This is a genomic window from Sphingosinicella humi (assembly GCF_003129465.1).
Classification (GTDB): domain Bacteria; phylum Pseudomonadota; class Alphaproteobacteria; order Sphingomonadales; family Sphingomonadaceae; genus Allosphingosinicella; species Allosphingosinicella humi.
Window position 1 is genome coordinate 304,216 of record NZ_QFFF01000002.1, and the last position, 15,372, is coordinate 319,587.

Genomic DNA, 15,372 nt, shown 5'->3' on the forward strand with positions numbered 1-15,372 from the left:
AGGATCGAGCCTCCGAGGCTCACCGATGAACGTGCAGCCCACCCATTGGCGCTCCGACGCGATGCAGCGGCGCATCCGCCGCCGCTACGCGGCCGAGCGCCGCTTCCGCCTGCTCGGCCTGGGCGCGGTGCTGCTGTCCGCCGCCTTCCTCGCCTTCCTCCTCGTCACCATGGTGGCGAACGGGGCGCGGGGCTTCACCCAGACGGAGGTGCGGCTCGACATCGATTTCCCGGCGAGCGATCTCTTCCTCGACCCGGCCCAGCTCGAGGGCTCCAACGCCGACGCCGCCCTCGCCGCGGTCGACCTGCACGGAACGATGCGCGCTGCCGCCGAGCGGCAATATGGCCAGTTGGCGAAAGGCCTGCTCTCCGACGGCGCCTGGCTCCGCCTGCGTGAGGCGATCCGGGACGATCCCGCCATGCTCAACGGCGTGGCAACCCTCTGGCTGCCCGCCTCCGACGCGATCGACGTCGCCGCCAAGGGCGCGGGCGCCCCGGAAGCCGAGGCCGCCTATCAGCAGCTCAAGGAAAGGGAAGCGGTCAGCACCGGCTTCAACAGCCGCTTTCTCACCGGCGCCGATGCCACCGACCCCACCGTCGTCGGCATCTGGGGCGCCTTCAAGGGCTCGCTCCTCACCATGCTGGTGACGCTCGCCCTCGCCTTCCCGATCGGCGTGCTCTCCGCCGTCTATCTCGAGGAATATGCGCCGCGGAACCGCTGGACCGACATGATCGAGGTGTCGATCAACAACCTCGCCGCCGTGCCCTCGATCATCTTCGGCCTGTTGGGCCTCGCCGTCTTCCTCAATTTCATGCACCTGCCGCGCTCGGCGCCGCTGGTCGGCGGCATCACCCTGGCGCTGATGACCATGCCGGTCATCGTCATCGCCGGCCGCAACGCCATCAAGTCCGTGCCCCCGTCGATCCGCGACGCGGCGCTCGGTATCGGCGCCAGCCGCGTCCAGGTCGTCTTCCATCACGTCCTGCCGCTGGCGCTGCCCGGCATCCTCACCGGCACGATCATCGGCATGGCCCGCGCGCTCGGCGAAACGGCGCCGCTGCTGATGATCGGCATGCGCGCCTTCATCGCGACGCCGCCGGGCGGGATCACCGATCCGGCGACGGTGCTACCGGTGCAGATCTATCTCTGGTCCGACGAGGTGAGCCGGGGCTTCGTGGAAAAGACGTCGGCGGCGATTATCGTCCTCCTGGTCTTCCTCCTCGCGATGAACGGCATCGCCATCTATCTTAGAAACAAGTTCGAGCGACGCTGGTGAGACACATGACCGATACGATCGAGAGAGCAACCACGGCGCCGACGGCCCCCGCCGCGCCCGCCGCGAAGATGACCGCGCGCGGCGTCAGCGTCTTCTACGGCGACAAGAAGGCGATCGACGACGTCTCTATCGACGTCAGCCAGGAGAATGTGACGGCCTTCATCGGCCCGTCGGGCTGCGGCAAGTCGACCTTCCTGCGCACGCTCAATCGCATGAACGACACCATCCCGAGCGCTCGGGTGGAAGGGCGGATCGAGCTCGAAGGCGAGAACATCTACGCCTCGTCGATGGACGTCGTGCAGCTTCGCGCGCGCGTCGGCATGGTGTTCCAGAAGCCGAACCCGTTCCCCAAGTCGATCTACGAGAATGTCGCCTACGGCCCGCGCATCCACGGCCTCGCCTCGGGCAAGGCCGATATGGACGTGATCGTCGAAAAGTCGCTCCGCAAGGCCGGCCTGTGGGACGAGGTGAAGGATCGCCTGCAGGATAGCGGCACCGCCCTGTCCGGCGGTCAGCAGCAGCGCCTCTGCATTGCCCGCGCCATCGCGGTCGATCCGGAGGTGATCCTGATGGACGAGCCCTGCTCCGCGCTGGACCCGATCGCCACCGCCAAGATCGAGGAGCTTATCCACGAGCTTCGCGGCCGCTTCGCCATCGTCATCGTCACCCACAATATGCAGCAGGCGGCACGCGTCTCCCAGCGCACCGCCTTTTTCCACCTCGGCAACCTTGTCGAATATGGCGAGACGTCCGAGATCTTCACCAACCCGCGCGAGACGCGCACCAAGGACTACATCACCGGCCGCTACGGCTGAGCATGATCCGAAAAGTGGTCACCGGTTTTCGGGCCAATCATGCGAACTGAAGAAACGAAGGGCCAGCACATGGGTACCAGCGCACATACCGTCAAAGCCTTCGATCAGGATCTCGACCAGCTGCGCGCCTCGATCGCGCAGATGGGAGGCCTCGCCGAGGACGCCATCGCCGAGTCGATGCGCGCGCTGATGCAGCGCGACATCGAGGCGGCGAACCGCGTCATCGAGAACGACAAGAAGATCGACGCGCTCGAGGCGGTGGTGGAGCGTGACGCCGTTCAACTGATCGCGCTGCGCGCGCCGATGGCGGACGACCTTCGCGAGGTGGTCGCGGCGCTGAAGATCGCCGGTGTCGTCGAGCGGATCGGCGACTACGCCAAGAACATCGCCAAACGGGTCCATGTCATCGAACATTCGGCCAGCATCGAGCCGCTGTCCCTGCTCCCCGAAATGGCCCGCATCGTCGGCGAGATGGTCCACAACGTCCTCGACGCCTTCGCCGCCCGCAATTCGAAGATCGCGGTGATGGTGTGCGAGCGGGACCGGGCGGTCGACGACTTTTACAACAGCATCTTCCGCACGCTCCTCACCTTCATGATGGAGAACCCGCAGAATATCGGCGCGGCGACGCACCTTCTCTTCATCGCCAAGAATCTGGAGCGCATGGGCGATCATGCGACCAACGTCGCCGAGATGGTCTATTTCGCCGCCACGGGCGAGCAGATGGGCGAGCGTACCAAGGGCGAAAGCCCGCTGGATCCCGTTGATGACTAAGGGACGAATCCTCCTCGTCGAGGACGACAGCGCCCTCGCCGAGCTGCTGGTCTACAATCTGAAGCGCGAAGATTTCGAGGTGGCCCATACCGCCGACGGCGAGGAAGCGATGCTGCTCGCTCAGGAGACTCCGCCCGATCTCGTCCTTCTCGACTGGATGATCGAAGGCATTTCGGGGATCGAAGTCTGCCGGCGCCTCCGCCGCCACCCCGACACGGCGAACGTGCCGATCATCATGCTCACCGCCCGGGGCGAGGAAGCCGACCGCATCCGCGGCCTCGAAACCGGCGCCGACGATTACATCACCAAGCCCTTCTCCCCGCGCGAGCTCGTGGCCCGCGTCGGGGCCGTCCTTCGGAGGGTGCGGCCGGCACTCGCCGGCGAGCAGCTCGCTTATGGCGACCTCGAGATGGACATTGTCGCGCACAAGGTGAGGCGCGGCGGCGAGTCCATCGCCCTCGGCCCCACCGAATTCCGCCTGCTCCGTCACTTTCTCGAGCATCCCGGCCGGGTCTTCTCCCGCGAGCGGCTGCTCGATTCGGTCTGGGGGCATGACAGCGACATCGAGCCGCGCACCGTCGACGTCCACATCCGGCGTCTCAGGAAGGCGGTGAACGCCGGCGGCCGGAGCGACATCATCCGCACGGTCCGCTCCGCCGGCTACGCCCTCGACAGCGACGCCGCCCGCTAGGCCCAGCGTTTCCCCATCGTCTTGCGATCAAGACTTCCGGGTGCGCGGCATCATGGGAGCGAGGAAGCTCGGCCGGAGACGGGCGGAGCCGCAAGAGTCGTTCGTCCGTGGATATAATCGGCGGCAACGTCGTTTAGGGTCCGTAATGGGGCAGGATCCGGCGACATCGAGCGGGGCCGCCGGCGAAAGGAGAGACTGATGAAGACGATTTTGTTCGCAGCGGCTCTGTCGGTCAGCGGCATCGCGCTGGCGCAGGACACGACCACCGACGACATGACCACCGATCAGACCGCGACCGACGTGGCGCCCGTCGAACAGACCACGCCTCCCCCGGCCGACACCACCGCTCCGCAGCCCGCCGCGACCACGCCGCCGCCGACCGGCACGCCGACCACCGTCGCGCCAGGCAACCAGAGCCCGGAAAGGGACGCCCGCGGCATTCCGGTCGTCTCCGACCCGGCCACCGCCCCCGCCGGCGCCAACCAACCGCTCAGCGCACCTCCGGGTGCAACGGTCGTGCCGAGCGCCAACCAGAGCGCCGTCTTCTCGCCCGAGCCGGCCCAGCAGGACTATCCCCCCTGCACCAAGGGCGTGACGGACAATTGCGTGCAGACCTACGAGCGCGGCGTCCGTCCCGATTGATCGCTGACGGGGCGGGCGCTTCGCAGCCGCGCCCGCCCGTCCAAACCTGTATTGTTCTAATAACACAGCCATGATAGAGCCAGACTCTCTTGGGGAGGGTCTGACCATGTATAGCGACAGCGATTTGGAGAGGGCGATAGCGGCGGGGGCCTTGACGCCCGAGGCCGCCCAGGCCCTGCGCGACCATGTCGCGGCGCGGCGGGCAACGCCGGCGGTCGATGAGGAGCATTTTCGCCTCCTCACCGGCTTCAACGACATTTTCGTCGCCATCGCCGCCATCATCCTGCTGGTCGCCATGAGCTGGATAGGCGCTTCCCTGCGCGCCGCCGACGACTGGACGGGGCCCTCGCCCTATTCCGGACTGTTCGTCGCGGCCACCGCCTGGGGTCTTGCCGAATTCTTCACCCTCAGACGGCGGATGGCGCTCCCCAGCATCGTGCTGCTGCTGGCCTTCGTCGGCGGCGTCTTCGTGGCGGTCGCGGCGACGGCGGGCCTCGTCGTCGGCGAGAGTGCCCTGAACGACAACGGCTCCCTGGCGGCTTTGCTCGTCGCCGGCTCGGCGGCGGTCGCCGCCCTTTCGGCCTGGCTCCACTGGCTCCGATTCCGCGTGCCGATCACCATCGCCGCCGGCGCCGCATCAGTCGTCGGCGTGATGCTCGGGACCATGGCCGCTGCGGTCGGCGACACCGAGGCGCTCGGCGACATATTGCTCGGCTTCGCGCTGCTGCTCGGCGTCGGCGTCTTCCTGTTCGCCATGAGGTGGGATTCGTCCGATCCGCGCCGCGAGACACGCCGCTCCGACGTCGCCTTCTGGCTGCACCTGCTGTCGGCGCCGCTCATCGTCCACCCGGTCTTTTCGCTGCTTGGTCTCACCGACGGCTCAGCGACGGTCCTGGACGCGATCGTCGTGCTGCTCGTCTATGTCGGTCTCGGGCTCACGGCGCTGGCGATCGACCGCCGGGCGCTGCTCGTCTCGGCGCTCGCCTACGTGCTTTGGGCGCTCTCGGACGTGCTGGAGCGGTTCGGCGCGGTCGAGCTGAGCTTCGCCCTTACCGCCTTCGTGATCGGCTCGGCCCTGCTACTGCTCTCGGCCTTTTGGCACGTCGCCCGCCGTGCCGTCGTAACGCCCCTCCCGGCCGGCCTCCAGTCGAAGCTGCCGGTGCTCGACCGGACGGTTACGGCCTGACAGCCAGCCCGTCATCGCGAGGAGCGTAGCGACGAAGCAATCCAGTCTGCTGGCGCTGGATTGTTTCGCTTCGCTCGCAATGACGGTTTGTTCGGCTGCCCTATTCCCCCACTACCTTCAGCAGCCGGCGCTCGACGGGCGCGAGGACGGGGCCCAGCTCATGGCCGCGCTTCAGCACCATGCCATGCTCGCCGATCAGCGCCCACTGACCCTGGCGCGATCGCAGCGCCGGTCGTTTCTCGATCTTGTATTCGGGACGCTCGGAACTGCGCCGGAAAGCCCAGAAGGCGGCGTAATCCAGCCCGAAGTCGATCGCATAATCCTTCCACAGGCCGGCCGCGACCATGCGGCCGTAGAGATCGACGATGCGGCTGAGTTCGAGTCTTTCGAAACCGGTCTGGGAGGCCTCACCCTCCCTTCGGGGGAAAGGGTGGACGGTACCCATCAGGCCCGGTCACGCTCCCGCTGATCATTTTCGGTGGCGCCGCGCGCCCGCGCGCCCCGCGTCTTGGCAGGGGGCTTGGCGTCGCCCTCCCGCTCCTCCATCAGTTCGGCCACTCGCTTGTTCAACCGCTCGACCTCGCATCTGAGAACTTCCAACTTTTGCGTCGAAGGGTCAAACATTTCGTTACAGGGCGTGCCATAGGGAACGAAATCCCTGGAATATTCCGCGGCATCGACCAGCACGGGCTTGGCCGGGATGCCGACCATCGTCGCGCCTTCCGGCACGTCCTTGGTGACGACCGCGTTGGCGCCGATCCGGGCCCGGGGGCCGACCGTTATCGGCCCCAGCACCTGTGCGCCCGAGCCGATGATGACGCCGTCGCAGATGGTTGGGTGGCGCTTGCCCGGTATACCGCTCGTCGGGTTGGTGCCGCCCAGCGTCACCTGCTGGTAGATGGTGACGTCGTCGCCGATTTCGGCGCTTTCGCCGATCACGGTGAAGCCATGGTCGATGAAGAAGTGCCGACCGATGACGGCGCCGGGATGGATGTCGATCGCCGTCAGGAAGCGCGAAAGATGGTTGATGAAGCGGGCAAGGAAATAGAGCTCGCCCCGGAACAGCCAGTGCGCCACGCGGTGCAGCCCCAGCGCCAGGACGCCCGGATAGAGCAGCACCTCCCAACGCGAGCGCGGAGCGGGATCGCGCGCCTTGATCGAATCGAGATAGCTGATCAGTCCGGCGAACATCGGCACCCGCGCACAGTTACGACGGGAAAGAGATAGGCCTCTCTCCCGCCGATTTCCAGCGTTGCCGGATCAGAGCGTCGCGTGGACCGTCGCGACCGCTTTGACGACGGCGCCGATACGGGCACCGGCCTGGATGATTTCGGCGCCGACGCCATGCTGCTTCAGCACCTTCTCATGGCTGTCGATGCACATGCCGCAGCCGTTCATCGCGCTGACGGCGAGGCTGAACAGCTCGAAATCGGCCTTGTCGATGCCCGGATTGCCGATCACGTTCATCCGGAGCTTCGCCGGCATCGTGCCATATTCCGGGTTCGAGGCGAGATGGACGAAGCGGTAATAGACGTTGTTCATCGCCATCACCGCGGCCGCGGCGCGGGCGGCGTTGGCCGCCTCGGCGCTGAGCTTGCCCTCGACTTCCGCCTCGGCCGCCTCGACGATCGGCTTGTATCCGCTGCCGTGCGCGCAGGCGAGCAGCAGGCCGTATTTGCGCTGGTCGCCCAGCGTCTGGTCGTTGAGCAGCGACGACATGTTGAGCCGAAGGTCCTTCGCATAATCGGGAAGGGCGTCGGCGAATTCCTTGAGCGACATGAAATGTCTCCTTGAACGATATGAAAAGGGGCGCGGGAACCCTCGAGTTCCCGCGCCCCTTGAGAGTCCTGGCGACCGCCGGGAGGGGCTTAGGCGGCCGGCTTCAGGACCTCCTGACCTTCCTGCCAGTTGCAGGGGCAGAGCTCGTCGGTCTGCAGAGCGTCGAGGACGCGCAGCGTCTCCTGCGGGTTACGGCCGACGTTGAGACCGTTGACCGTGACGTGCTGGATTACATTGTCCGGATCGACGATGAAGGTGGCGCGGTAGGCGACGCCCTCTTCCGGATGAAGAATGCCGAGCGCGTCGGCCAGCTTCTTCGCATTGTCCGCGATCCAGGGGAAATCGGCCTGCGCCAGGCGCTCGTCCGACTTGCGCCAGGCGAAGTGGACGTGGCTGGTGTCGGTCGAGGCGCCGATCAGCACGGTGTCGCGATCGGCGAATTCCTGGTTGAGTTCGCCATAGCCGACGATTTCGGTCGGGCAGACGAAGGTGAAGTCCTTGGGCCAGTAGAAGAGGACCTTCCACTTCCCGTTCGTCTCGCCAAGGTTGATCGTCTCGTCGGCCGGAAGGGCGGACGTGCCCTGCTGGACCGGAAGCGTCAGTTCGGGAAGCTTGTCACCAACGGTGAGCATGAGGTTCGTCTCCTGTTTTTGGGGGTTAAGCGTGAACTTGCGGCCGGCCTATATGGCGCTGGCTAGAATCGATCAAATTGATTAGGTCATTTCCATTGATCGAGGACGTCAATGAACAGCTACCTGCCGACGCTCAAGCAGCTGCAATATCTGGTGGCCCTGAAGGACCATGGTCATTTCGGCCGCGCGGCGGACGCCTGTTTCGTCACCCAGTCCACCCTGTCGGCCGGCCTTCGCGAGCTGGAATCGCTGATCGGCGTGGTGCTGGTGGAGCGGACGCGCCGGGTGGTGCGCTTCACGCCGCTGGGCAGTCGGATCGCCGAGAAAGCACGGCGCATCCTGCGCGAAGCGGAAGAGCTGACCGATATGGCGCGCGCGGCGGGCAAGCCGCTGTCGGGCGAGCTGCGCATGGGCGTCATTCCGACGATCGCCCCCTTCCTCCTGCCCTCGATGCTGCCGAAGCTGCGCCGGGACTGGCCCGATCTCCGCCTCTTCCTCCGCGAGGAAACCAGCCAGGCCGCCTGCGATTCGCTCCACCGCGGCCAGCTCGACTGCGTGCTCCTCGCCCTGCCCTATAATTGCGGCGACGTGGAATCGATGGAGCTGTTCGAGGACCGGCTGTTCGTCGCCTTCCCCCCGGGCATGCCCGACGGCGCGCCGCTCCACGCCACCGCCGCGACGATCGACGAGGACCGGCTGCTCCTCCTGGAGGACGGACATTGCCTGAAGGACCATGCGCTCGCCGCCTGCAACCGGCCGGAGCTGCGCGCCGAGGCGGCCATGCTCGGCACCTCGCTCCACACCCTGGTGCAGATGGTCGACAACGGCCTCGGCATGACCATGATCCCGGAAATGGCGGTGGCGGCGGGCATCCTCAACGGCACCGACGTGGTCGCCCGCCCGCTCGAGGCGGACCATCCTTCGCGCCGCATCGCCCTCATCTGGCGCAAGGGCAGCCCGCGCGAGAAGGAGTTCCGCCTCCTGGGCGAAGCCCTCCGAAAGGCCGCCTAGCGACACACGCGCACCCGTCATCCCGGCGAAAGCCGGGACCCAAGAACACGGTCCAGGTCGACAAGGACGCTGATCTCCGCCGCACTTATCCCCCCTCACTCTCGTGTTCTTGGGTTCCGGCTTCCGCCGGAATGACAACCGCAATGACACGGGGCCGGCGTGATGCCTCCACTCACCGCCCAAACCGTTCCAATCCGGCGACTTTGTCCCTATATGGCCCGTCCGCCCGCAACGACGGAGACTGCCCCATGCCCAAGCTGCTGCTGAGCCGCCTGCTGGCCCTGTCGATGGTCGCCGCCGTCGCGGCCTGCGTTCCCGCGCAGAAGGAGCAGCCTCAGGCCCCGGCCGCGCCGAGCTATCCGACGGTCGGCGGCGCGACCATGTATCCGAACTACACGCTCTACCAGAATCTGCAGAATTCGGGCGATCACAAGACTCTGGTGTCGGCGATCACAGCGGCGGGCGCCGCGACACGGCTGTCGAGCCAGGGCGATTTCACCCTTTTCGCCCCCACCGACACCGCCTTCCGGACTTCGCTCCCCAACGGCACGGTCGAGGCGCTGATGGACCCCCGCAGCCGGCCGGAGCTGACCGGCGTGGTGAACGCCCATATCGTCGAAGGCGCTAAGCCCCGTTCGCAGATCATGTCCGACATCCAGTCGGGCGGCGGCCACGCCAGCTACCGCACGCTCGGCGGCGCCAATCTGCGCATCACCTTGGAGAGCGGCCGTATCGTCGTCACCGATCCCAACGGCCGCCGCGCCACGGTCGAGCAGGCCGACATCGCCAGCGCCAACGGCGTCTTCCACGTCACCCAGTCGGTGCTGCTTCCTTCGAGCTGATCCCATGCTGTCATTGCGAGGAGCATAGCGACGAAGCAATCCAGTCTTCGCGCAAGCGGCTGGATTGCTTCGCTTCGCTCGCAATGACAACTAGCTATCCCTCGGTCGGGAGGCTCTCCGTCCATCGCCAGGCGCCGTCGGGCAGCTTTTCCTTGCGCCAGAAGGGCGCCCGCTCCCGCATCGCCCTGGAAAGGAAGGAGAGCGCCTCCGTCGCCGCCTTGCGATCGGCGGCGGCGACGCCGACGAACAGGATGCGGTCGCCCGGCGCCAGCGCGCCGTGACGGTGGATGAGAATGATCCCGGCGAGCGGCCAGCGGGCCTCCGCGTCCCCGGCGATACGGCCGAGCTCGGCCTTCGCCATCGCCGCATATTGCTCGACGACAATCTTGCTGACCCCGTCCTCCGCCTCGACCATGGCGATCAGGCTCGCCACGGCGCCCTTGCCCAATTCCTCCAGCCGCGCCAGCTGGCGCCCGGAATCGAAGTCGGCGGCTTGGACGCGCACATCGATCATGCCGCCCCCGGCGGTGGAAACAGCGCCACCTCCTGCGCCCCGAAGAAGCTGTCGTCCGGCCCGGCGTGCTGACGGTCGACGGCGGCGCGAACCCGGCCGCGGTCGGCGAGCAGCCGGTGGTAAGGCTCGCCCCGCTCCGCCAGCCAGTCGAGCAGATCCTCGATGGTGAGGACATGGCTCGGCGTGTCGATGCGCTCGCCGTCGCGGCCGAGCGCCTCGCGCAGATGTCCGAAATAGACGAGATCGACGATCGCCATGGCGTCTAGTCCATGTGCTTGATGCCGACGCGCAGATAGTCCCAGCCCGTCACCAGCGTCAGGACGGCCGCGGCCCACAGGCTGACGAGGCCGACCATATGGACCCAGGGCCATTGCGGCACCGCTCCGGCCAGGATCAGCGCCCCCAGCGCGACCAGCTGGAACGTCGTCTTCCATTTGGCGAGCTGGCTCACCGGCACGGAAATCTGCAGCCCCGCCAGGAATTCGCGCAGCCCCGAGACGATGATCTCGCGCAGCAGGATCACCAGCGCGGGAATGATGTGGAAGCTGTGGATGATCGGCTCGCCGCTCGAATTGCGGGTCGATACGAGCATGACGATGACCGCCGCCACCATGATCTTGTCCGCTATCGGATCGAGGAACACGCCGAGCCGCGACACCGTCCCCTTCGCCCGCGCGAGATAGCCGTCGAAATAATCGGTGATGCCGACCAGGCAGTAGAGCACGAAGGTGATCGCGTAATCGAACCAGCCGGGCCGCCACAGGAGCGCCACCAGGATCGGGACCGCGAAGATGCGCGAAAGGGTCAGGACGTTGGGCAGGGTAAGCATCCGCACCCCCCTTAGCGCGGTTGGCGCGCAAATGGGAGCCGCGCGCATCAGCAGCGTGATGCGGCGAATGCGGGGCTTGTGCAAGCCTCCAAGCTTCGACAGAAAAGCGCAACATTTTCAGAGCGGGAGTTATTCGTAATGCGTTACCTCGCGGCGATCGCCCTCATGGCCAGCGCCCTCACTCCGGCCGTGGCGGCTCGCCCGATCGCCTTCGCGGATAGCGCGCCTCAGACAGGCGCGCTGGTGCTTCCCCTCTCCAGCGCCGAGGATCTGGCGGCTCAGACCGGGCTTCACGAGGCGGTCCGCGGCGTCGTCGGGGCTGCGCTCCGGTCGGCGGATTTCGACTATGAGGCGGGCAGCAGCCTCACCCTGCGCGGAATCGGCCCCTGGTCGCAGCTCGTGATCGTCGGCACCGGCGACGAGGCTCTGGATGCGGCCGCGCTGCAGGACATTGGCGGCAAGGCGGCGGCCGAAACCGCCCAGAATGACGGCCCGGTGACCCTGGTCGCCACCCATCTCGCCCGCTCGATCGACAATGCGGCGGTGCAACTCGGCGTCGGCGCCCGGCTCGGCGGCTACAGCTTCGATCGCTACAAATATGCCGATCCCAAGGATCCGCGGCCGGCGGGGCTCGATGCCCCCTTCACCATTGTCACCGGCGACGCCGCCGCTGCCGAGACGCGGTTCCGCCGTGAAGGCCAACCGCTTGCCGAGGCGGTGACGTTCACGCGCGATCTCATCAGCGAGCCGGCCAATGTCGTCTATCCGGAAAGCTTTGTCGCCCGCACCCAGGAGGCCTTCCAAGGCGTCGGCGGCGTCACCATCGAAGTGCTCGACGTGCCGGCGATGGAGCGCCTCGGCATGGGCTCGATCCTGAGCGTCGGCCGGGGCTCCGCGCGCCCGCCGCGCATGATGATCGTCGAATATAAGGGCAGCGGCGCGCCGGCGAACCCGATCGTGCTTGCCGGCAAGGGCATCACCTTCGATTCCGGCGGCATCTCGCTGAAGCCCGGTTCGGGCATGTGGGAAATGAAGACCGACATGTCCGGCGCGGCCGCGGTCGTCGGCACCGTCCTCTCGCTCGCCAAGCGGCAGGCGCCGGTCCATGTCGTGGCCATCGCCGCGCTGGCCGAGAATATGCCCGGCGGCGGCGCCACCCGGCCCGGCGACGTCGTCAAGGCCAACAACGGCAAGACGATCGAGATCATCAACACCGACGCGGAAGGACGCCTCGTCCTCGCCGACGCCGTCGCCTATGCCGACAAGCGCTACGATCCCGCCGCCATCGTCGACGTCGCCACCTTGACGGGCGCGGTCGTGCGGGCCTTGGGCAGCGAGTATGCCGGCCTGTTCAGCCGGCACGACAATCTCGCCGACCAGCTGGCCGCCGCGGGGCAGACGACCGGCGAGGAGCTTTGGCGCCTGCCGCTTCATCCCTCCTATTCCAGGGACGTGAAGTCGGACATCGCCGACATCAAGAATAGCGGCGAAGGCGCGCCGGGCGCCGGCTATGGCGCGCACTTCATCGGCTTCTTCGTCGAGCCGGAAACCCCCTGGGCGCATATCGACATCGCCGGCACGGCCTGGAACGACGCGGACGAGCCGACCGTCCCCGCGGGCGCGGCAGCCTATGGCGTGCGCCTGCTTGACCGTTTCGTCCAGGATTTCCAGCCGGTGCCGCGCGGCAAGGGACAGGGAGGTTATTGACGGGGCGGCCGGGAGCGGGAGCGCTCAGCCATGACACCGTCCTTCCGGCTGCTCGGCAAGCGCCGCTTCCTGCCCTTGTTCGCCACCCAGTTCCTGGGGGCGTTCAACGATAATCTCTTCAAGTCGGCGATGGTGATGCTCGTCACCTACGCCATCTACAGCGACGAGACCAAGGAAGCGACGTTCAACGCCATCGCCGGCGGACTCTTCATCCTGCCCTTCTTCCTCTTCTCCGCGCTGGCCGGCCAGCTGGCGGACTCCATGGACAAGGCGCGGATCATCCGCTTCGTGAAGACCGCCGAAATCTTCATCATGATCGCGGGCGCGGCCGGGCTCCTGCTCCACAATGTGCCGCTGCTCCTCGCCGCCCTCTTCGCCATGGGCGTCCATTCCAGCTTCTTCGGCCCGATCAAATACGCCATCCTTCCCCAGCACCTCAAAAAGGATGAGGTGCTGGGCGGCACGGGTCTCGTCGAGGCCGGCACCTATGGCGCGATCCTGCTCGGCACCATCGCCGGCGGCCTGTTGGGCCGGGAGCATGGCGACATCGCCGCGGCGGGCGTGCTGATCGTGGCGGCGATCGGCCGCGCCGTCGGCGGCCAGGTGCCGCCCGCCCCGCCCGAACCCGATGCCCCCATCCCGAAGATGGACTGGCACATCGTCCGCGCCTCGATCTCGCTGGTCAGCGGCACGATGCACATCCCCCGGCTGTTCCTTGCCATCATGGCGATCAGCTTCTTCTGGGCGATGGGCGCGATCCTCGCCGCGCAATTCCCGCCGCTGGTGAAGAACGAGCTCGACGCCAACGAGCAGGTGGCGACGCTCTTCCTCGCCATCTTCTCGGTCGGCGTCGCGCTCGGCTCGGTCATCATCAACCGGCTGCTGGCCGGCCGCGTGCTCGCCAAATATGCCCCCGCCTCGGCCATCGCCATGGGCCTGTTCATCGTCCATCTCTACTGGAACGTGCTGCACTGGCCCGAAAACGGCACGGAGCTGATGGATCTGCAGACCTTCATCGTCATCCCGACCGCCGAATGGATCATGTTCGACCTGTTCGGCGTCGCGGTCGCGGGCGGCATGTTCGTGGTGCCGCTCTACGCCTTCCTCACCACGACGGTGCACAAGTCGGAGACCGCGCGCACGGTCGCGGCCAACAACATCGTCAATTCGGGCGCGATGGTGCTGGCGGCCGTGCTGCTGACCGTGCTGGTCCAGCTCGGCTTCTCGGTGGCGGAAACGCTGCTGATGGTCGCGGTCGCCAGCCTCGGCGCCGCCTGGATCGGCTGGAAGCTCCACCTCGCCTGCGATTAGGTGGCGCACGTCATTGCGAGCAACGCGAAGCCATCCAGGACGACGTAACGATGCCCTGGGCGGTCAGGCGAGCAGCGTCCCGAAGAAGACGAGACCGCCCACCCAGCCCGTCGCGAACAGCTTGAGGTCGGCCAGCGGATCCGGCTCAGCCTCCCTGCGCTCCCCGAATCGCTCCCACACCAGCGGCGGCGCGAACGGTCCGACGCGGCGGACGATCAGGGACGAGAGGCGGTTCATTCCGTCTAGTTAAGGAATTCTTAACCGCTCCTTCAAGTCCTTGAACCCACGAATAAAGACGCTGTCCCACCCTGACACAGCCCCGTGCATTTTTCGCGGTGAATGGATGGAGGATGGACGGGGCATGACTTTCGGGCCGGTTTGCCGCTGGGCCGCATGACGAGCCGCAGTATTGGGCCGCACAAAACCGGCGCCTGGTCGACTGGGAATTTGCCTCAACTGTCGAACCGCTCGCCGCAATCTTGCAACGGGTGGTCAAAGGTCCTCGTTCACCGCTCACCACCAATTGTTGTGGAGTGAGTGAAATGCGTAAGTTGCTTCTATGTGCCGGCGCCGCCGTGATGGCCTTCAGCATGCCGGCTGCGGCCGAAATGCAAGGAAAGAGCCGGGGCGCCGGCCCGAAGGTCGAGAGCCCCTCGAACCGCACCGGCGTCGTCAGTCGCGGAAATGCGCGGACCGACAGCCGTGCCGACATTCGCGCCCGCAACCGCACCGGCGCGAGCGTCGACCGGACGCGCGATGGGCAGCAAAATCGACGCGAAGCCGCGCTTCGCGACCGGCAGATCGATCGCGATCGCGACGGCATCGAGGATCGGAACGAAAATCGCTGGCGCGGCGAAGCCTGCCCGCCGGGATTGACGAAGAAGTCGCCCGCCTGCATCCCGCCAGGCCAGGCCGGTCAGCTCTATGATGTGGGCCAGCGCCTTCCCTCAGGCTATCGCTACGTGCCCGTGCCGGAGCAATATTGGGACGATATCCCCGACTACGATCCGGACGCCTATCGCTATTATTATGACGAGGATCGGGTCTATGTCGTCGATCCGGCGACAAGCGTCATCCGCAGCATCATCGACCTCGTCGACTGATCTGCCGCACAGCGGCCGAGCCGGGAGCGCGCCTCCCGGCTCGGCTTCCGCGAAACTCCGGCGGTTGGCCGCAGTCCGATCTAATTTTTCAGGCTGAGCTACGGTTTGCAGCTCTTCTAGTGTTGCTCGATCCCGCGCGCTCCTTCATCGAACCGCTCGAGCAAGCCAGCGAAGAACAGGCGCTCCTTCAGCGTCATCCCTTGATATTTGGATTGCCCATGGGGCCTAACAACGCGTTCGCCAAACGTCCGATAAGGGTG

The 15,372-nt window shown here is 66.6% G+C and carries 19 protein-coding genes; 11 read left to right on the forward strand and 8 right to left on the reverse strand.

Going from position 1 to position 15,372, the window contains the following annotated elements:
- The first annotated feature begins 25 nt into the window (after window positions 1-25).
- The 6 genes from pstA (at window position 26) to DF286_RS14840 (ending at window position 5,384) form a co-directional block, all read left to right on the forward strand.
- Window positions 26-1,276: a phosphate ABC transporter permease PstA gene (gene pstA, locus DF286_RS14815; RefSeq protein WP_109272447.1), complete on the forward strand. Its 1,251-nt coding sequence runs from the start codon at window positions 26-28 to the stop codon at window positions 1,274-1,276.
- A 5-nt stretch (window positions 1,277-1,281) separates the two neighbouring features.
- Window positions 1,282-2,091, forward strand: coding sequence for a phosphate ABC transporter ATP-binding protein PstB (gene pstB / locus DF286_RS14820; RefSeq protein WP_109272448.1), 810 nt, complete (start codon window positions 1,282-1,284; stop codon window positions 2,089-2,091).
- Between the two features lie 69 nt (window positions 2,092-2,160).
- Complete coding sequence (gene phoU, locus DF286_RS14825; protein ID WP_109272449.1) at window positions 2,161-2,865, forward strand: phosphate signaling complex protein PhoU; 705 nt, start codon at window positions 2,161-2,163, stop codon at window positions 2,863-2,865.
- Window positions 2,858-3,556, forward strand: coding sequence for a phosphate regulon transcriptional regulator PhoB (gene phoB / locus DF286_RS14830; RefSeq protein ID WP_109272450.1), 699 nt, complete (start codon window positions 2,858-2,860; stop codon window positions 3,554-3,556). Before phoU ends, phoB begins: the two co-directional genes overlap by 8 nt.
- A 198-nt stretch (window positions 3,557-3,754) precedes the next feature.
- A complete protein-coding gene (locus DF286_RS14835; RefSeq protein ID WP_109272451.1) occupies window positions 3,755-4,198 on the forward strand; it encodes a hypothetical protein in 444 nt (147 codons plus the stop codon).
- 106 nt (window positions 4,199-4,304) lie between these two features.
- Complete coding sequence (locus DF286_RS14840; RefSeq protein ID WP_109272452.1) at window positions 4,305-5,384, forward strand: hypothetical protein; 1,080 nt, start codon at window positions 4,305-4,307, stop codon at window positions 5,382-5,384.
- Between the two features lie 100 nt (window positions 5,385-5,484).
- On the opposite strand, the gene DF286_RS14845 is transcribed toward DF286_RS14840, so the two are convergent.
- The 4 genes from DF286_RS14845 to DF286_RS14860 form a co-directional block, all read right to left on the reverse strand.
- A complete protein-coding gene (locus DF286_RS14845; protein WP_109272453.1) occupies window positions 5,485-5,829 on the reverse strand; it encodes a DUF2794 domain-containing protein in 345 nt (114 codons plus the stop codon).
- Window positions 5,829-6,575, reverse strand: a complete 747-nt coding sequence (epsC, locus tag DF286_RS14850) for a serine O-acetyltransferase EpsC (protein WP_109272493.1) — start codon at window positions 6,573-6,575, stop codon at window positions 5,829-5,831. Before epsC ends, DF286_RS14845 begins: the two co-directional genes overlap by 1 nt.
- A gap of 69 nt (window positions 6,576-6,644) precedes the next feature.
- Window positions 6,645-7,163 carry an alkylhydroperoxidase, AhpD family gene (gene ahpD / locus DF286_RS14855; protein WP_109272454.1) on the reverse strand — a complete coding sequence of 173 codons (519 nt, stop codon included), beginning with the start codon at window positions 7,161-7,163 and terminating at the stop codon, window positions 6,645-6,647.
- 89 nt (window positions 7,164-7,252) lie between these two features.
- Window positions 7,253-7,795, reverse strand: a complete 543-nt coding sequence (locus DF286_RS14860; RefSeq protein ID WP_109272455.1) for a peroxiredoxin — start codon at window positions 7,793-7,795, stop codon at window positions 7,253-7,255.
- Between the two features lie 111 nt (window positions 7,796-7,906).
- On the opposite strand from DF286_RS14860, the gene DF286_RS14865 reads away from it, so the two are divergent.
- Together DF286_RS14865 and DF286_RS14870 are read left to right on the forward strand one after the other, a co-directional pair.
- Window positions 7,907-8,806: a hydrogen peroxide-inducible genes activator gene (locus DF286_RS14865; protein WP_109272456.1), complete on the forward strand. Its 900-nt coding sequence runs from the start codon at window positions 7,907-7,909 to the stop codon at window positions 8,804-8,806.
- Between the two features lie 248 nt (window positions 8,807-9,054).
- Window positions 9,055-9,648: a fasciclin domain-containing protein gene (locus tag DF286_RS14870; protein WP_158274712.1), complete on the forward strand. Its 594-nt coding sequence runs from the start codon at window positions 9,055-9,057 to the stop codon at window positions 9,646-9,648.
- A 94-nt stretch (window positions 9,649-9,742) separates the two neighbouring features.
- On the opposite strand, the gene DF286_RS14875 is transcribed toward DF286_RS14870, so the two are convergent.
- The 3 genes from DF286_RS14875 to pgsA are packed head-to-tail and all read right to left on the reverse strand — an operon-like array spanning window position 9,743 to window position 10,991.
- Window positions 9,743-10,162 carry a molybdenum cofactor biosynthesis protein MoaE gene (locus DF286_RS14875; RefSeq protein ID WP_109272458.1) on the reverse strand — a complete coding sequence of 140 codons (420 nt, stop codon included), beginning with the start codon at window positions 10,160-10,162 and terminating at the stop codon, window positions 9,743-9,745.
- Complete coding sequence (locus tag DF286_RS14880) at window positions 10,159-10,419, reverse strand: MoaD/ThiS family protein (protein WP_109272459.1); 261 nt, start codon at window positions 10,417-10,419, stop codon at window positions 10,159-10,161. The genes DF286_RS14875 and DF286_RS14880 overlap by 4 nt, the downstream gene beginning before the upstream one ends.
- A gap of 5 nt (window positions 10,420-10,424) precedes the next feature.
- A complete protein-coding gene (gene pgsA, locus DF286_RS14885; protein WP_109272460.1) occupies window positions 10,425-10,991 on the reverse strand; it encodes a CDP-diacylglycerol--glycerol-3-phosphate 3-phosphatidyltransferase in 567 nt (188 codons plus the stop codon).
- 138 nt (window positions 10,992-11,129) lie between these two features.
- On the opposite strand from pgsA, the gene DF286_RS14890 reads away from it, so the two are divergent.
- On the forward strand, window positions 11,130-12,698 hold the full coding sequence (locus DF286_RS14890; RefSeq protein ID WP_109272461.1) for a leucyl aminopeptidase: 1,569 nt from the start codon (window positions 11,130-11,132) through the stop codon (window positions 12,696-12,698).
- A gap of 30 nt (window positions 12,699-12,728) precedes the next feature.
- Complete coding sequence (locus DF286_RS14895) at window positions 12,729-14,009, forward strand: MFS transporter (RefSeq protein ID WP_109272462.1); 1,281 nt, start codon at window positions 12,729-12,731, stop codon at window positions 14,007-14,009.
- A gap of 63 nt (window positions 14,010-14,072) precedes the next feature.
- On the opposite strand, the gene DF286_RS15225 is transcribed toward DF286_RS14895, so the two are convergent.
- Window positions 14,073-14,246, reverse strand: a complete 174-nt coding sequence (locus DF286_RS15225) for a hypothetical protein (protein WP_158274713.1) — start codon at window positions 14,244-14,246, stop codon at window positions 14,073-14,075.
- A 305-nt stretch (window positions 14,247-14,551) separates the two neighbouring features.
- Between DF286_RS15225 and DF286_RS14900 the strand changes: the two genes are divergently transcribed.
- Window positions 14,552-15,112: a hypothetical protein gene (locus DF286_RS14900; protein ID WP_109272463.1), complete on the forward strand. Its 561-nt coding sequence runs from the start codon at window positions 14,552-14,554 to the stop codon at window positions 15,110-15,112.
- The last annotated feature ends 260 nt before the right edge of the window (window positions 15,113-15,372 follow it).

Bases quoted from the DNA above. Each gene is read 5' to 3' on its own strand.
- pstA (WP_109272447.1), top strand. From the start codon at position 26: ATGAACGTGCAGCCCACCCATTGGCGCTCCGACGCGATGCAGCGGCGC.
- phoU (WP_109272449.1), top strand. From the start codon at position 2,161: ATGGGTACCAGCGCACATACCGTCAAAGCCTTCGATCAGGATCTCGAC.
- DF286_RS14865 (WP_109272456.1), top strand. From the start codon at position 7,907: ATGAACAGCTACCTGCCGACGCTCAAGCAGCTGCAATATCTGGTGGCC.
- DF286_RS14900 (WP_109272463.1), top strand. From the start codon at position 14,552: ATGCGTAAGTTGCTTCTATGTGCCGGCGCCGCCGTGATGGCCTTCAGC.
- DF286_RS14840 (WP_109272452.1), top strand. From the start codon at position 4,305: ATGTATAGCGACAGCGATTTGGAGAGGGCGATAGCGGCGGGGGCCTTG.
- DF286_RS14835 (WP_109272451.1), top strand. From the start codon at position 3,755: ATGAAGACGATTTTGTTCGCAGCGGCTCTGTCGGTCAGCGGCATCGCG.
- DF286_RS14875 (WP_109272458.1), bottom strand. From the start codon at position 10,162: ATGATCGATGTGCGCGTCCAAGCCGCCGACTTCGATTCCGGGCGCCAG.
- DF286_RS14860 (WP_109272455.1), bottom strand. From the start codon at position 7,795: ATGCTCACCGTTGGTGACAAGCTTCCCGAACTGACGCTTCCGGTCCAG.
- phoB (WP_109272450.1), top strand. From the start codon at position 2,858: ATGACTAAGGGACGAATCCTCCTCGTCGAGGACGACAGCGCCCTCGCC.
- DF286_RS14870 (WP_158274712.1), top strand. From the start codon at position 9,055: ATGCCCAAGCTGCTGCTGAGCCGCCTGCTGGCCCTGTCGATGGTCGCC.
- DF286_RS14845 (WP_109272453.1), bottom strand. From the start codon at position 5,829: ATGGGTACCGTCCACCCTTTCCCCCGAAGGGAGGGTGAGGCCTCCCAG.
- pstB (WP_109272448.1), top strand. From the start codon at position 1,282: ATGACCGATACGATCGAGAGAGCAACCACGGCGCCGACGGCCCCCGCC.
- ahpD (WP_109272454.1), bottom strand. From the start codon at position 7,163: ATGTCGCTCAAGGAATTCGCCGACGCCCTTCCCGATTATGCGAAGGAC.
- DF286_RS14890 (WP_109272461.1), top strand. From the start codon at position 11,130: ATGCGTTACCTCGCGGCGATCGCCCTCATGGCCAGCGCCCTCACTCCG.
- epsC (WP_109272493.1), bottom strand. From the start codon at position 6,575: ATGTTCGCCGGACTGATCAGCTATCTCGATTCGATCAAGGCGCGCGAT.
- DF286_RS14880 (WP_109272459.1), bottom strand. From the start codon at position 10,419: ATGGCGATCGTCGATCTCGTCTATTTCGGACATCTGCGCGAGGCGCTC.
- DF286_RS15225 (WP_158274713.1), bottom strand. From the start codon at position 14,246: ATGAACCGCCTCTCGTCCCTGATCGTCCGCCGCGTCGGACCGTTCGCG.
- pgsA (WP_109272460.1), bottom strand. From the start codon at position 10,991: ATGCTTACCCTGCCCAACGTCCTGACCCTTTCGCGCATCTTCGCGGTC.
- DF286_RS14895 (WP_109272462.1), top strand. From the start codon at position 12,729: ATGACACCGTCCTTCCGGCTGCTCGGCAAGCGCCGCTTCCTGCCCTTG.